10 protein-coding genes are annotated in these 14,493 nt (G+C 74.1%); 5 read left to right on the top strand and 5 right to left on the bottom strand.

Features of this window, described 5'->3' with window-relative positions:
• Nucleotides 1-8: 8 nt before the first annotated feature.
• Nucleotides 9-2,555, top strand: coding sequence for an EAL domain-containing protein (locus OWR29_RS04570; RefSeq protein ID WP_267561130.1), 2,547 nt, complete (start codon nucleotides 9-11; stop codon nucleotides 2,553-2,555).
• On the opposite strand, the gene OWR29_RS04565 is transcribed toward OWR29_RS04570, so the two are convergent.
• The gene (locus OWR29_RS04565) at nucleotides 2,552-4,309 is read right to left on the bottom strand and encodes a hypothetical protein (RefSeq protein ID WP_267561128.1); all 1,758 of its coding nucleotides are present in this window, start codon (nucleotides 4,307-4,309) and stop codon (nucleotides 2,552-2,554) included. The two genes, OWR29_RS04570 and OWR29_RS04565, sit on opposite strands and share 4 nt — an antisense overlap.
• Nucleotides 4,310-4,366: 57 nt before the next feature.
• Between OWR29_RS04565 and OWR29_RS04560 the strand changes: the two genes are divergently transcribed.
• Nucleotides 4,367-5,650 (top strand): alpha-hydroxy-acid oxidizing protein, encoded by a 1,284-nt coding sequence (locus OWR29_RS04560; RefSeq protein ID WP_267561127.1) that lies wholly within the window; start codon nucleotides 4,367-4,369, stop codon nucleotides 5,648-5,650.
• 16 nt (nucleotides 5,651-5,666) lie between these two features.
• Here OWR29_RS04560 and OWR29_RS04555 read toward each other — a convergent pair whose 3' ends face one another.
• Genes OWR29_RS04555 through OWR29_RS04545 form a run of 3 tightly spaced genes read right to left on the bottom strand, consistent with a single transcriptional unit; the run spans nucleotide 5,667 to nucleotide 7,915 of the window.
• On the bottom strand, nucleotides 5,667-6,458 hold the full coding sequence (locus tag OWR29_RS04555) for an alpha/beta hydrolase (RefSeq protein ID WP_267561126.1): 792 nt from the start codon (nucleotides 6,456-6,458) through the stop codon (nucleotides 5,667-5,669).
• Nucleotides 6,455-7,138: a type 1 glutamine amidotransferase domain-containing protein gene (locus tag OWR29_RS04550; protein ID WP_267561125.1), complete on the bottom strand. Its 684-nt coding sequence runs from the start codon at nucleotides 7,136-7,138 to the stop codon at nucleotides 6,455-6,457. The genes OWR29_RS04555 and OWR29_RS04550 overlap by 4 nt, the downstream gene beginning before the upstream one ends.
• 39 nt (nucleotides 7,139-7,177) lie before the next feature.
• Nucleotides 7,178-7,915, bottom strand: a complete 738-nt coding sequence (locus tag OWR29_RS04545) for a tetratricopeptide repeat protein (RefSeq protein ID WP_267561124.1) — start codon at nucleotides 7,913-7,915, stop codon at nucleotides 7,178-7,180.
• A gap of 38 nt (nucleotides 7,916-7,953) precedes the next feature.
• On the opposite strand from OWR29_RS04545, the gene OWR29_RS04540 reads away from it, so the two are divergent.
• Genes OWR29_RS04540 through OWR29_RS04530 form a run of 3 tightly spaced genes read left to right on the top strand, consistent with a single transcriptional unit; the run spans nucleotide 7,954 to nucleotide 13,569 of the window.
• The gene (locus tag OWR29_RS04540; RefSeq protein WP_267561123.1) at nucleotides 7,954-9,444 is read left to right on the top strand and encodes an amidase; all 1,491 of its coding nucleotides are present in this window, start codon (nucleotides 7,954-7,956) and stop codon (nucleotides 9,442-9,444) included.
• Between the two features lie 17 nt (nucleotides 9,445-9,461).
• Nucleotides 9,462-12,119: a helix-turn-helix transcriptional regulator gene (locus OWR29_RS04535; RefSeq protein WP_267561122.1), complete on the top strand. Its 2,658-nt coding sequence runs from the start codon at nucleotides 9,462-9,464 to the stop codon at nucleotides 12,117-12,119.
• A gap of 43 nt (nucleotides 12,120-12,162) precedes the next feature.
• Nucleotides 12,163-13,569 carry an AfsR/SARP family transcriptional regulator gene (locus tag OWR29_RS04530; protein WP_267561121.1) on the top strand — a complete coding sequence of 469 codons (1,407 nt, stop codon included), beginning with the start codon at nucleotides 12,163-12,165 and terminating at the stop codon, nucleotides 13,567-13,569.
• Here OWR29_RS04530 and OWR29_RS04525 read toward each other — a convergent pair.
• Nucleotides 13,552-14,481 carry a hypothetical protein gene (locus OWR29_RS04525; protein WP_267561120.1) on the bottom strand — a complete coding sequence of 310 codons (930 nt, stop codon included), beginning with the start codon at nucleotides 14,479-14,481 and terminating at the stop codon, nucleotides 13,552-13,554. The two genes, OWR29_RS04530 and OWR29_RS04525, sit on opposite strands and share 18 nt — an antisense overlap.
• Between the last annotated feature and the right edge of the window lie 12 nt (nucleotides 14,482-14,493).

Raw genomic sequence — 14,493 nt, 5'->3', positions numbered from 1 at the left:
CGACTTGTATGGAAGGTGTGGTCGCCGGTCTGCTGGCCGGCTGCTCCGGCGTCATCGCCGTGCGGATGGCTCGCGCCGCCTGGACCGGACAGGCGGCCGGGCCTCGTCCGCGTGCCTACGCCCTGGCCGGTGGGGCCGGGCTGACCGCGCTGGGCGGGCTCGGCAGTGGGCTGGCCGCGCTGATCGAGCCGGAGATGCTGGTCGGTGGCGTGCCGCTGGCGGCGGAGATCCCGCTGGTCTGCGTCTTCCTGGTGGCGGCGCTCTATCTGCCGGCCCTGCTGCGGCCGGCTCAGCGGCGGGACGGGCTGGCCCGGCTGCGGGTCGGGCTGGACACTCTCGGCGTCTGGGCCAGCCTGGTCTACGTCGGGTGGATGCTGCTGTTCACCGTGGGTGAGCGGCGGGGCGCCTCGATCACCGCGCTGATCTTCGGTGGCGGGGCCATCGCGGTCGCGGCCGTCACCGGCGTGCATGCCCTGCGTCATCGGGCCGCGCTGCAGTGGTGCGGCACCGCGGCGGCGCTGTCGCTGACCGGGCTGACCGCGCTGGTCATCGCCCGTGACTTCCCGGGCCAGGTCAACGCCGTGATCGCCGGGCTGGCCGCGGCGGCCGCCATCAACGTGGCCGCGGTGGGGCTGTGGCACGGCTCGGTGCGGGTCGCGCCCGACACGCGCCCGGTGCCGCCGCCCGGCAGCGAGTCCACGGCCAGCTTCCCGCTGCTCGGGCTGCTGATCCTCGGCGGCGCCCTGGCCACCGTCTACCACCTGATCAACGGCGGCCGGATCGACTCCATCTCGATCATGCTGGGCGCCGTCGCGGTCACGGCCGTGGCGACCCGGGAGTGGGTGTCGGCGACCGTGCTGCGCCGGCAGGCCCGCCACCTCACCGACCAGGGCAACCGGCTGCGCAGCCTGACGTTCGGCTCGGCCGAGGTGGCCATGATCCTCGACGCCAACCTGGCCGTGCGCTGGCAGTCCCCGGCCGCCGCCCGCCAGTTCGGACTGTCCGACCAGGAGGTGCTGGGCCGCGCGGTGTCCGTGCTCGTGCACCCGGATCAGGTCGAGGCCGTCCACACCTTCCTCAACGAGCGGATGGAAAGGCCGCAGGCGAGCGCCCGGCCGGTGCGGCTGCGCGACGGCTTCGGCCGCTGGCGCGAGACCGAGTGGACCACCAACGGCGCCGACCCGGCCGAGCCCGGTCACACGCTGGTCGTGCACATCCGGGACGTCACCAACACCCGCGACCTCGAGCAGGCGCTGAGCCAGGCCACCCACCTCGACCGGCAGACCGGCCTGGCCAACTGGGAGGGCCTGCTGCGGGCGGCCGACCTGATCCCCGACGCGGCCGCGATGATCGTGGTCGAGCTGGGCGGGCTGACCGCGGTCGGCGACGTGCACGGCCGCGACCTGGCCGAGGTGGTGCTGGTCGAGGCGGCCCGGCGGCTGCGCTCCCGGGTCGGTGACGCGGATGTGCCGGCCCGCCTGACCGAGACCCGGTTCGCGGTGCTGACCCACTGCGGGGCGGTACGCGCCCATCTGATGGCCGGGCAGCTGGTGAACGCCTTGTCGGCGCCCTACCTGGCCGGGCGTACGGTTTCGCACCTGTCGGCCTGGGCCGGGCTGGCCGACCTGACCGGCGAGGACGACACCGACGAGGTCATCCGGCGGGCGTCGCTGGCCCTGCGGTCGGTGCGGTCGGGACCGCCGGGCGCGGTCGAGTGGTACGAGGCCGAGATGGAAGCCCGGCTGATGCGCCGCTCGACGCTGGAGCAGGATCTGCCGGGAGCGGTCGCCCGGGGCGAGATCGACCTGAGCTTCCAGCCGATCTTCGAGCTGCCCGGCCGCGTACCGGCCGGGGTCGAGGCGGTTCCGGCCTGGCGGCATCCGACGGTCGGCGTGGTGCCGGCCGAGGAGCTGCTGACCCTGGCCGAGGATCTGGGACTGCTGGCCCAGGTCGGGCAGGGCGTGCTGCAGCGGTCGTGCCGGTTGCTGGCGGGCTGGCGGCAGCGGCACGGCGAGCTCTGGCTGGGGATCGACATCCGGCCGCGCGAGCTGGTCGACCCCGCGTTCCAGGCCGCCCTGCACACGGCGCTGGAGCAGCACCAGTTGCCGCCGACCGCCCTGGTGCTCGAGATCGCCGAGCACCACCTTTCCGACGTACGCGATGAAGCCCACCAGCCTGCGGTCGAGGACATCGCGGCCGCGCTGGGCCGGCTGCGCGCCGAGGGGGTGCGCACCGCCGTCGACAACTTCGGCACCGGCCCGACCACGCTGAGCCGCCTGCGCATCCTCCCGATCGACCTGCTCAAGATCGACCGCGAGGTGCTGGACCCGGACGTGTCGTTCCGGCAGCCCGGCGCGGTCATGGACGTGGCGGTCACCCTGGGCCGCCGCCTGGGACTCGACGTGATCGCCCAGGGCCTGGCCGACGGCGCCGACCTGGACGCGGCCCAGACGGCCGGCTGCCGCCTCGGCCAGGGCGACCACCTGGCCCGCCCGATGCCCGCCGAGCGCCTGGAGGCCCTGCTCGACCAGCACCACGACGCCCAACGGAACTAGCGCCGCCAGGCCTCGCGCACATTGACCAGCAGCACCGCGGCCGCGGCGGCGAAGAACCCGAACGCCAGCACGTAGCGGCCCTCGAACCACAGCACGACCAGCAGGGCCAGGGCGGCCGCGGTCAGCAGGAGCCGCAACAGGACGGCCAGCAGCTTCCCGCGGACGAGGCCTTCCACGCAGAGCAGGCCCAGCAGCCAGATCGCGGCGATGTCGACACCGCCCGTGGCCAGCGGGGAGATGGCCGCACCGAGCGCGTACAGGATCAGCGGGGTGCTGATCACGGCCCACCACGACAGGATCCGGGCGCGCGGCCCCACCGCCGGTTGCATGGGCAGGCGCCGGTGCCTCAGGTGAGCGTGCGGCGGCTGGGCGACCGCCTCGGCCGTGGCCGTGCGGGCCTGCTCGTCGGCCAGGCGGGTGCGTTCCATGCGCAGGGCCAGCAGCCGGCGCTCCTCGGGCAACAGCGCCCGCACCTCGGGCGAGGCCACCGGCAGGCCGGCCGCAGCCTGGGCCAGTTGGCCGCGCACGGTCACGATCTCGGCGTCGAGTGCCGTCAGCCGGTCGTTGTTGTCGCGCGTACGGCGTTCGATCAGTGCCCGCTCGGCCCGGGCGTTCGGGGCGACCTTGGCCAGACCGGCCCACCCGACCGGGTCGGCCCAGGACTGGCGGGGTGTGCCGTCCCGCTCGTAGCGGGGGCCGGCCGGGCCGCGCTCGCCGCCCAGCCGGTCGCGGGTGTCCCGCCCCCACAGGCCGCGGAAGTCCCGTACCCACGGGGTGTCCTCGTCGATGACGACCGGATTCCACGCCTCGGGCTGCCCCGGGCCGATCGCCCGGCCGTCGCCGCGGGCGTAGTCGACGTACGGAATGCCGAGGCCGTGCTCCCCCTCGTTCGCCCACGGCGCGAACAGCCGGCCCGACCAGCGCAGGGCGCCGACCAGACCCCGCAACCGCAGCGGCCGTACGGTGATCAGGTAGTCGCCCGGCAGATAGGCGCCCGAGTGCGAGCCGGCCCCGACGTAGACCACCGGATGCCGCCCGCCGACCAGGCTCAGGTCCGGGTCGTCCCAGCGCCGCCGCAGGTCGTCGCCGGTCTCGTCGTGGGCCGAGAAGACCACCCAGCGCGGCGCGGGCAGCCCGTCCGGGCCGGGCTCGCTGCCGTCGAGGTAGACGGTCACCTGCTCCCAGTCGGCCTCATGCTCGTTGACCCCGCCGAACGCCGACCGCCAGTTGTTGAAGCTGTAGAAGTACCAGTACTGGCAGACGATCCACGGGTCGTCCCGCAGCACCCGGCCGTAGTACGTGGGCCGGTCCGGCTGCAAATGGTCGCGCTGAAGCAGCCACGAGCGGGCCGCGCTGCCGCCCGGCACGCTGCCCCGGAAGAGCAGCGACACCTTGTTGGCGGTGTCGATGAACCGGGCCGTCAGCCCGACCGAGGCGAGCCGGCTGGCCCGCGGCAGATGCGAGGGCCGTTCCCGCAGCGGGATGTGGGCCGTGCCGAGGTGCCGGCGGCTGTGGCCGATCCCCGACAGCGACAGCCGGAGCCCCTGCCCGGCGCCGCCCGCCTCGGCCAGCCCGGCCAGCGTCAGCCCGCCCGGCGCCACCTGCTCGATCGCGCTCTCGCCGGCCTCGAACCCCCACAGGCCGGCCTGGGCGACGTACCGCTCGGCCGAGACCGGGAAGAAGTATTCCCCCTGCGTGAACCGTTTGACCGGCTCGAAGGCCCGCAACAGCCGCAGATCGTCCTCGCTTCCCACGTCGGCACGTTACCTGCCGGCGCGCGAGGGTGATCCGGCCGGTCTAGCCTGCCGTCCATGACCAGTGCGCCCGGGCCGGGGATCGGCCGCCTCAACACGATCTACCGGCAGGGCGTCCTCGGGCGCCGTCCCGTCGTGCCGGCGGACTTCGGCGAGCTCGAGCGGCGGGCGCGCCGGGCCAGTAGCGCGCGGGCCTGGGCCTACGTCGCGGGTGGGGCCGGGGAGGGGCGGACCATGCGCCGCAACCGGGCCGCCTTCGACAAGTGGGCGACCGTGCCCCGCATGGCGTCCGGGGCGGTGGAAAGGGATCTCTCCGTCGAGGTGCTGGGCGAGCGGCACGCGACACCTGTGCTGCTGGCGCCGATCGGGGCCGGCGCGCTGATGGGGGCCGACAGCGACCTGCACATCGCCCGGGCCGCGGCGGCCACGCGTACGACGTACGTCTTCTCCAACCAGGGCTGCAACCCCATGGAACAGTGCGCCGACGTTATGGGCGACGCGTCCCGCTGGTTCCAGCTGTACTGGAGCAAGGACGAGGGCCTGGTCGACAGCCTCATCGCACGGGCCGAGGCGAGCGGCGCCCGGGCGCTGGTCGTCACGCTCGACACCACCGTGCTCGGGTGGCGCCCGCAAGACCTGAACCTGGGCTCGCTGCCGTTCAGCCGGGGTCAGGGCATCGCGCAGTACACGTCGGATCCGCGGTTCCGGCAGATCGTGGCCGAGCGGATCGCCGCGCCCGCCGAGCGGCAGGCCACCCCGGTCACGCTCGGCGCGATCAGGACGCTCTTCGCTATGACCCGCAACCACCCGGGAAGCTTCTGGGCCAACCTGCGCTCGCCCGAGCCCCGCGCCGCGGTCGAGACGTTCCTCGACATCTACTCCAACCCGGGCCTGAGCTGGGACCATCTCGCCACCCTGCGCGAGCGTACGAGGCTACCCGTCGTACTGAAGGGAATTCTGCATCCGGACGACGCCCGCCGGGCCTTCGACCTCGGCGCGGACGCGATAGTGGTGTCGAACCACGGCGGACGCCAGGTCGACAACGCGGTCGCCTCCCTGGACGCGCTCGTGGCCATCCGCGACGAGCTGGGGCCGGAACCCACACTGCTGCTGGACAGCGGCATCCGCTCGGGGGCCGACGTCTTCACCGCGCTCGCCCTCGGCGCCGACGCCGTCCTGCTGGGCCGCCCCTACATGTACGGCCTGGCGCTGGCCGGCCAACGCGGCGTCGAGGACGTCATCCGCAACGTCGTGGCCGAACTCGACCTGACGATGGCCCTGACCGGCGCCCGCGACATCGCATCGATCAATCGTGACCTGGTGACGGCGCAGCCGACCTAGGCGTCGGGCGGAAGCCTCAGGACGCGTGCTTGCCGATCCAGGTGAGGGCGGTGTCGGCCAGCTCGCGCCAGCCGCGGTCGAGAGGGGCGCTGTGGCCGCGGTCAGGGAAGGACTTCAGGTCGGTGCGGGCGCGGGACGCCGAGTAGAGGCGGTGGGCGGCGCGGACGACGACGGCCGGGACGGTGTGGTCGCGGCCGCAGGCGATCATCAGCAGCGGGGCTCGGTCGGCGCGGGCGACGTCGACTGTCGAGGGGGCGTCGCGGGTGAAGTTGGCCGACGACACCTCGAACAGCGGACGGCCGGGGCCCGGAATGGCGACCCGGTGGTAGATCTCGGCGGACTCGGCCGGGGTGAGCGCGTTGCCGAAGCCGTACGCGAACTGCTTCTCGGTCAGGGCGACCGTCCGGCCCTTGTTGGCCGGCGAGCGCAGCACCGGGAAGGCCGACCGCAGCAGGCTGAACGGCACCGCGCGCACACCTTTGATGGGTGCGGGCGACATCGTCACCGCGGCCGCGCCCAGGCCGCGGTCGAGCAGCTTCTGCGCGATCAGGCCGCCGAACGAGTGCCCGACGAGGATCGGTGGCTGGTCGAGGCCGGCCAGCAACTTCGCGTACGCGTCGGTGACCTCCTCGACGCCGACGCCGTTCATGCCGCTGGGGTCGGCCCGGGTTGCTTCCACCGTGCCGGCGTCGCCGGGCCAGCCGGGGGCGTGCGTCTCGTAGCCCCGCTCGGCGAACAGCTCACGCCAGGGCAGCCAGGAATCGGCGTGCAGCCACAGGCCGTGGATGAAGACCACGGGCGCCGTCACGACCGCACCAGCCCGATCAGCGTGTCCGCGGCCGGGCCCGACGAGGCGGGATTCTGGCCGGTGACCATGGTTCCGTCGACCACCACGTACGGCTCGAAGTCGCCGATCTTCGAGTAGTCGGCGCCCTTGGCGATCAGCTCGTCCTCGACCAGGAACGGCACGACCTCGGTCAGGCCCACCGCCTCCTCCTCGCCGTTGGTGAAGCCGGTGACCCGGCGGCCGTCCACCAGTGGGCGGCCGTCGGCGTTGACCGCGTGCCGCATCGCGCCCGGCGCGTGGCAGACCAGCGCGAACGGCTTGCCCGCGGCGGCGAACCGCTCGATCAGCGCGATCGACGTCCGGTCCTCGGCCAGATCCCACAGCGGACCGTGGCCGCCCGGATAGAAGACCGTGTCGAACTCTTCGGCCGACACCGAGTCGAGCCGGACCGTGGAGTCGAGCTGGGCCTCGGCCATCGGGTCGCCCTCGAACCGGCGGGTCAGGTCGGTCTGGTTGGCGGGCTCGTTGCTCTTCGGGTCGAGCGGCGGGCGGCCGCCCTTCGGCGAGGCCAGCGTCACCTCCCAGCCCGCCTCCTGGAACCGGTAGTAGGGCGCGGCGAGCTCTTCGAGCCAGAACCCCGTCCGTCGGCCGGTGTCGCCCAGCCGGTCGTGCGAGGTCAGCACCATCAGGACCTTGGTCATGCGGGCACCGTACGACCGGCGACTGAACAGATTGTGGAGTCAGGCGAAGGCGGCCCGCGGATCGGTGAGCTGGCCCCGCGAGTACTCGGCGGCGAAGGCGACCGGGCCGAGCGCTTCCAGGGCGGCCGAGCGCACCTCGGCCAGGTCGGCGGCGTCGTCAGGATCGGGCACCTGGCCCAGTTCGGCGAAGGCCACGTCGGTCAGGCCGACCATCATGGCGGCCCGGGCATGGTCGCCCTCGGCCACTCCGAGGGCGGCGGCGGCCAGACAGACGTACGGGACGAAGTCTTTCCACCCATGGCCGAACACGCGCTCGCGGCCCTCGGCGAACAGGCGCCGGGCCTCGTCGAGGTGACCCAGCTTCAGCTCGACGAATGCGAGGTTGTGAAATTCCGAATTGACCTGTACGGGTTGGTCGAGCTCTTCGTTGAGGGCGATGCTCTGCCGATAGAGGTCACGGGCGCGCAGCAGGTCACCCGACATCCGCGCGACCGCAGCCAGCACGTGCCGGGGCCGTTCCTCGAGCCGCCGGTCGCCGGAGAGCTCGGCCACCTCCAGCGCCTGCCAGGCCCGGGCCTCGCCGCCGGCCAGGTCGCCGCCGCGGATGGCGACCCGGGCCAGGCTGTAGCGGGCCTCCACCTCGCCCGCCGCGTCACCGGCGGCCCGCGCGCGCTCGATCTCGGCCTCGCTCATCCGCACGACGGCGTCGGTCTCGCCGCGCCGGAAGGCCGAGCGCACCCGCTCGCTGAAGTCCATCTCGCTCCCCCACGTCGTCATTCACTCGCTGTCCAGCCGCGCGACGTACGATCCCCGGCATGCCGATGGACAGTGTTCCGCCGCCTCCGATCGCGCTGACCGGACCGTACGCCACCGAGGTGTCGCCGACGCTCGTGCAGCAGGCCGAGTCGATCCGGCGGGGCGAGCTGAGCAGCCGCGAGCTGACCCGCATGTATCTCGAGCGGATCGAGGCCCTGGACGGGCGGGACACGCTCAACGCGTACATCCTGTCGCGCGGCGACGAGGTGCTGGCCCAGGCGGCGACGCTGGACGAGCTGCAGGCCTGCGGCAAGATGCTCGGGCCGCTGCACGGCATCCCGCTGGCCATCAAGGACAACCTGTTCACGGCGGGCACGGCCACCTCGAACGGGACGTCGGTGCTGCGCGACTTCGTGCCCCGGCACGACGCGACGGTCGTCCGGCACCTCCGGACGGCCGGGGCGCTGGTGCTCGGCAAGACCGGCATGCACGAGTGCGCCTTCGGCATCACCAGCGACAACCCGCATTTCGGGGCGGTGCGCAACCCGTACGACCCGTCGCGCATCCCCGGCGGTTCGAGCGGAGGGTCGGGGGCGGCCGTCGCGGCCCGGCTGTGCTCGGCGGCCGTCGGCACCGACACCGGCGGCTCGGTGCGGATCCCGGCCGCCCTGTGCGGCGTGGCCGGGATCAAGCCGACATTGGGGCGGGCCGGCCGCGGGCGGTCCTTCGGCCTGGCCTGGAGCTGCGACGTGCCCGGCCCGATCGCCCGCACCGTCGAGGACGCGGCGGTCCTGCTGCGGGTCATGAGCGCCGGGCCGGACAAGCATGATCCGGCCGCGGTGTCCGGGCCGGATATCGGTGATGATCCGGTGCAGCTGCGAGGGCTGCGGATCGGCGTCCCGCAGGGGTACTTCGCCGAGGACAACGCGCCCGACGTCGACGGGGTGCTCGCGCAGACGCACAAGCTCCTGGAGCAGGCGGGCGCGATCCTGGTCCCGGTCACCGTCAACGACGTCGAGAAGGCCATCCCGGCCGGCTTCCTGACCGTGCTGCCGGAATTCGTGGTGCAGTTGGCCGAGGCTCTGCGCACGGCCGGGATCGAGGGCGGCATCGCCGGGCATCTCGACGAGTTCGGGCCGGACGTGCGGGCGGCGCTGGCCAGTCAGGTCGGGCCCGAGCCGCAGATCGTGCCCGGGTTCGCGTACGCGGAAGCTGTTGGCCGCACGATCCCGGCCGTCCGCCGGGGGTTCGCCGACGCCCTGGCCGACGTGGACGTGCTGCTCACCCCGACGACGCCGGCCACCGCGGCGCCGATCGCCGAGGCCGTCACGATGCAGCACAACGGCCGGCCGCTCGACACGTTCGCCACCTTCATCCGCTACACGTTCGCCGTCTCGGTGTCCGGTCTGCCCGCCGTGTCGGCGCCGGCCGGGGTCGACTCGTCCGGCCTGCCCGTCGGGGTGCAGTTCATCGGGCCCGCGTGGTCCGAGGGCCGCCTGATCGGGGTCGCCCGCGCCTACGAGAGCCTGCGGTGGTCCGCCTCCCGCTGACGTAGCAGGATGGGGGCATGATCGTCGGGCGGGACCAGCAGCTCGGCGTGCTCGGGACGCTGCTGAGCGAGGCGGCCGGCGGGCGCGGCGGGGCGCTGGTGCTGCGCGGTGAGGCCGGCATCGGCAAGTCGGCTCTTCTCGAGCACGCGGTCCGGGTCGGCCGCGAGCGCAGCTTGCGCGTGCTGGGTGTCACCGGCGTCCAGGCCGAGGGGCACATCCCGTACGCGGGACTGGACCGCCTGCTGCGGCCGGTGCGCCCCGAGCCGGTGGTGCCCGCCGAATCGCCGTACCGCCTGGCCATCGACGTTCTCAGCCGGCTCGGCGAGCCGGACGAGGCGGTGCTGCTGGCCGTCGAGGACGCGCACTGGCTCGACACCGAGACGTGGGAGACGCTGACCTTCCTGTGCCGGCGGGTCGGCTCGGACCGGATAGCCGTGGTCATGGCCGTGCGCGAGGGCGAGGACATCGACAGCAAGCTGCTTGCGGCCGGCCTGCCCGAGCTGCGGCTGGAACCGCTGTCCCCGGACGACGCCGGCCTTCTGCTCGACCAGACCGCCCCCGGGCTGGTCGCGGCGCTGCGCTCCCGGGTGCTGGACGAGGCGGCCGGCAACCCGCTCGGGCTCGTCGAGCTGGGCGCGGCGGCGGCCCGGTCCGGCGGGGCGGCCCTGCTGCCGTCCTCGCTCCCGCTGAGCACCCGGGTGGAACGCACCTTCGGCGGTCTGGTCGCCGAGCTTCCGCCGCTGACCCGGCAGCTGCTGCTGATCGCGGCCCTCAACGACGGCAGCCACCTCGACGAGGTGCGGGCGGCCGCCGCGATCCTGACCGGCGCCGAGGTGCCCACCGAGGCGATCCAGCCCGCCGTGACGGCTCGGCTGATCGCCGTGGACGAGCTGTACGACCTGCGGTTCCGGCACCCGCTGCTGCGCTCGGCACTGCGCCAGCAGGCCGCGCCGGGCGACCGCCGCCGGGTGCACGCCGCGCTGGCCGAGGTGCTGTCGCACAACCCCGACCGGCGGCTGTGGCACCGGGCCTCGGCCGTGCCCGGGCCGGACGAGGCGATGGCCCGCGAGCTCACCGGCATCGCCGTCGACGCCATCCAGCACGACGCCGTCTCGTACGCGCTGGCCCTGCTCACCCGGGCCGTCCAGCTCAGCGAGGATCGGCTCGAGCGGGGCCGCCGGCTGATTTGGGCGGTGCACGCGGCCCACGAGCAGGGCGACTCGGTCACCGCCCGGCGCCTGCTGACCGAGATCGAGGACCGCGACCTGCGCCCGTCCGACCTGGTGCGGGTCGTGTTCATGCGGGAGCACTACTTCCCGGGCCCCTGGTCGGGGCCGGACAGGCTTCTCGCGTACGCCGACATGATCGAGGCCATGCACCGCGAGGGCGACCCGGACATCGCGGTGCAGGCGGTGGCCGACGTCGCGCTGCGCGTGTACTGGTCCGGGGCGCCGGAAGCCGTCCGCCACCGGCTGATCGACGTCATCGAGGCGCTCGGCCTGCCCGGCGACGACCCGCGCGTGGTCGCGGCGCTGGGCCAGGTCGCCCCGGTCGAGTGCGGGGCCGCCGTGCTCGGCCGGCTGCGCGAGTTCGTGCACCGGCCGGACATCCCGCCCACCTGGCGGGCCGACCTGACGATCGCCGCCTGGACGGTCGGCGCGTTCGACGTGGCCGTCAGCGTCGGCGCGTCCAGCGCGACCGACCTGCGTCACCAGGGCCGCATCGGCACCCTGTGCGGCGTGCTCAACGCGTCCGCGGCGGCCCACGCCTCGCTGGGCGACAGCCGGGCCGCGGTGCCGCTGGCCGCCGAGAGCATGGCGCTCGCGGTCGAGATCGGACGCCCGATCTGGGTGCTCGGCGGCAGCCTGATCATGGCGCAGGCCGAGGCGTTGCGGGGCGACACCGAGTCGGCCCGGCGCCGCGCCGACGAGGCCGAGCAGGCGTTGTCGACCGAGCGGCGGCTGCCGATGCTGTCGCTGGTGCAGCGGGCGCGCGGGCTGGCCGCGCTGGCCGAGGGGCACGCCGAGGACGCGTTCCGGCAGTTGCTGCGCGTCTTCGACCCGGCCGACAACACGTACTTCCCGAGCCAGCACCTGCACCTGCTCGGGCACCTGGCCGAGGCGGCCGTGCTGGGCAGTCTGCTCGACGAGCTGCAGCCGATCGTCGACGAGCTCGAGCCGGTCGCCGAACGCAGCCGGTCGACCGCTCTGCGGGTGGGAATGGGCTATGCCCGCGCGGTGCTGACCGGCGACTACGAGAAGGCGCTGGCCGACGACCTGACCGGGTGGCCGTTCGACCGGGCCCGCTTGCAACTGACGTACGGGTCGGCCCTGCGCCGTTCCTACAAGATCACCGAGAGCCGTCCGCTGCTGCGGGCCGCCGCCACCACGTTCGACGCGCTCGGCGCGACCCCGTGGGCCGACCGGGCCCGGGCCGAGTTGCGCGCGACCGGCGAGACCCGGCGCCGGCCCATGGACGCCCTGGACGCGCTCACCCCGCAGGAGCAGCAGATCGCCCGGCTGGCCTCCGAGGGGCTGAGCAACCGTGAGATCGGCGAGCGCCTGTTCCTGTCCCCGCGAACGGTCAGCACCCACCTCTATCGGATATATCCGAAGATCAACGTGCGGTCCCGGGCCGAACTGGCCCGGGTCATTACGTCATCCGACGTAATCTGACCGATCCCCGCCTGCCTAGCGTCGTGGCCGGGGGTGATCGACGATGGCGCTGCATCTGCAGGTCCTCGGCCCGATCCGGATTCGGCGGGGGAACGACGAGGTGGACCCGGGGCCACGTCAGCAACGGGTGGTGCTGGCGCTGCTGCTGGCCCGGGCCGGCCGGCCGATCGGCATGACGGAACTGATCGAGCTGCTGTGGGGGCCGGACGCGCCGGCCAGTGCGGTCAACGTCATTCACAAGTACGTGGGTTCGCTGCGCCGGCTGCTCGAGCCGGGGCTCACGCCACGGGCGCCGGGCGCCTATCTGGCCCGCCACGGCAACGGGTACCGCTTCGCGGCGGGCGCCGAGACGCTTGACCTCACCCGGTTCCGCGAGCTCGTCACCGAGGCGAGGGCGCACGCGAGCCGGGACGAGTTCGATGCGGCCCTCGACTGTTACACCGGAGCCCTGCGGCTGGCCCAGGGCCCGGCCGGCGAGGGCCTGGCCGAGACGGCGGCGGCCCGGTCGATCTTCGCGAGCCTGGACGGCGAGCTGTCCGACGCGGTCGTCGCGGCGGCCCGGATCGCCGACCGGCTGGGGCAGCCCGCCCGTCTGCTGGGCCCGCTGCGCCAGGCGGCCGAGCGCGACCCGCTGAACGAGGTCGTCCAGGCCGCCCTCGTGACCACGCTGGCCACGGCCGGGCATCAGGCCGAGGCGCTGGCCGTGTATCGCTCGGTGGGCGCCCGGCTGGCCGACGAACTGGGCATCGACCCGGGCCGCGAGCTGCAGGAGGCGCAGCAGCGGGTGCTGACCCCGTTTACGCGGCCGGCCCAGCTGCCGCCGGACCCGCCGTACTTCGGCGGGCGCGAACCGGAGCTGGCCGCGCTGGACCGGCTGGCCGGCGGGCTGCGCGACGACGGGCGCCGCGGCCCGCTGGTGGTGGCGATCGACGGGCCGTCCGGGTCGGGCAAGTCGGCGCTGGCGGTGGCCTTCGCGCACCGGATCGCCGCCGAGTTCCCGGACGGCCAGCTCTACCTCGACCTGCGCGGCGACCAGCGGGACACGGTGCTGTCGCTGCTGTTCGCCCTGGGCCTGCCGGCGTCCGAGGTGCCCGGCACGGCCGACGCGCAGGTCGGGGCGTACCGCAGCCTGACCGCCGGCCGGCGGCTGCTGATCCTGCTCGACAACGTGCGGAACGCGGCGGCGGTGCGCTCGTTGCTGCCCAGCTCCCCCGCGAGCCTGGTGCTGGTGACCAGCCGGTCGCCGCTGCTCGAACTGGCCGCCCACGACGGCGCCCACCTGATGCGGGTCGGCGTGCTCGACCGGCGGGCGGCCCGCGAAATGCTCGAACGGCGCCTGCCCGGGCCGGCGGGCCGATGGGACGACGTCATCGAGGCGTGCGGGCGGCAGCCCCTCGCCCTGGCCCGGGCGGCGGCCCGGCTGCGCTTTCCGTCACCTGTGGACGATTGACGGGGGCTTCGCGGGGAGGTGGCCGCAGCCGGCGCAGCCCAGCTGCCACAGCCTTCGCTGCTCGGCCAGCGGGCCGGGACCGACGGGTTCGGTGTGCGCGTGCCACCAGGGCGTCTCTTCCTTCCGGTGCCTGACGAAGGTGGCCAGCAGCCGCAGGTGGCGGCGGAACCGGTGGTGCTCGAACCAGACCACCCCCACGGCCGCGAGCAGGATCAGCAGCCGGCTGGTGGCCGGCGAAGGACCGTCCGGGTCGGGGTAGTTGCCGTCGCTCAGCCCGGCCGCCTGCTCGAAGTGATTGTGGACGCCGGGGGCGATCGCCTCGTCGGCGGCGTAGGTGAGCGGGAACGCCAGCGGGCCGCCGAGCGCGGTGAAGGTGGCCCACTGGGCGGTGTGGCGGGACTCGTGCTGCTTGAGCGGCACCAGTTCCTCGTACGTGAGGCCGTGCCGCGGATAGGTGAGGAAGGCATGGCCGTACATCGTGCCGCCGCGGGCGAAGCCGCTCGACATCCGCGCCACGAGCGTCCCGTTGGGAGCGAACCGGCAGACGTCGGCGCCCCGGGCCTTGCCGTAGAGCAGAGCCAGCCCGGTCGGCCCGGCCGTGACGAGCTGTCCCAGGCGTACGGCGGCCGAATTGTTCTCACGCGTGTAGGCGGCGGCGTCCGCCGGCGGGAACCAGGCCGGCGCCGGGCAGACCGGCGCGCCCAGGCCGAGCGTGACCAGCCCGAGGATGCCCGCCAGCTGCAGACCCGCCAGCACACCGAACAACCAGATCAGCCGGTGGTGCCGCCGATGGCAGCCGGAGCAGGCGGCGTGCTGGGAACGGCGGCGGCGCAACGCTTTTGGGCGCATGTGCCAGATGCCGAGGCCGCCGGAGGCCGTGACGCGCAGCGCCAGTTCGCCCCAGCCTCGCACGGCAGCACCTCC

Source organism: Paractinoplanes pyxinae, assembly GCF_026626335.1.
GTDB classification, from domain to species: domain Bacteria; phylum Actinomycetota; class Actinomycetes; order Mycobacteriales; family Micromonosporaceae; genus Actinoplanes; species Actinoplanes pyxinae.
This window is presented reverse-complemented; position numbering and strand designations above follow the sequence as displayed.

What these genes read in the sequence shown, in the direction of transcription:
- OWR29_RS04570 (WP_267561130.1), top strand. Translation starts at nt 9, where the DNA reads ATGGAAGGTGTGGTCGCCGGTCTGCTGGCCGGCTGCTCCGGCGTCATC.
- OWR29_RS04560 (WP_267561127.1), top strand. Translation starts at nt 4,367, where the DNA reads ATGACCAGTGCGCCCGGGCCGGGGATCGGCCGCCTCAACACGATCTAC.
- OWR29_RS04550 (WP_267561125.1), bottom strand. Translation starts at nt 7,138, where the DNA reads ATGACCAAGGTCCTGATGGTGCTGACCTCGCACGACCGGCTGGGCGAC.
- OWR29_RS04545 (WP_267561124.1), bottom strand. Translation starts at nt 7,915, where the DNA reads ATGACGACGTGGGGGAGCGAGATGGACTTCAGCGAGCGGGTGCGCTCG.
- OWR29_RS04540 (WP_267561123.1), top strand. Translation starts at nt 7,954, where the DNA reads ATGCCGATGGACAGTGTTCCGCCGCCTCCGATCGCGCTGACCGGACCG.
- OWR29_RS04535 (WP_267561122.1), top strand. Translation starts at nt 9,462, where the DNA reads ATGATCGTCGGGCGGGACCAGCAGCTCGGCGTGCTCGGGACGCTGCTG.
- OWR29_RS04530 (WP_267561121.1), top strand. Translation starts at nt 12,163, where the DNA reads ATGGCGCTGCATCTGCAGGTCCTCGGCCCGATCCGGATTCGGCGGGGG.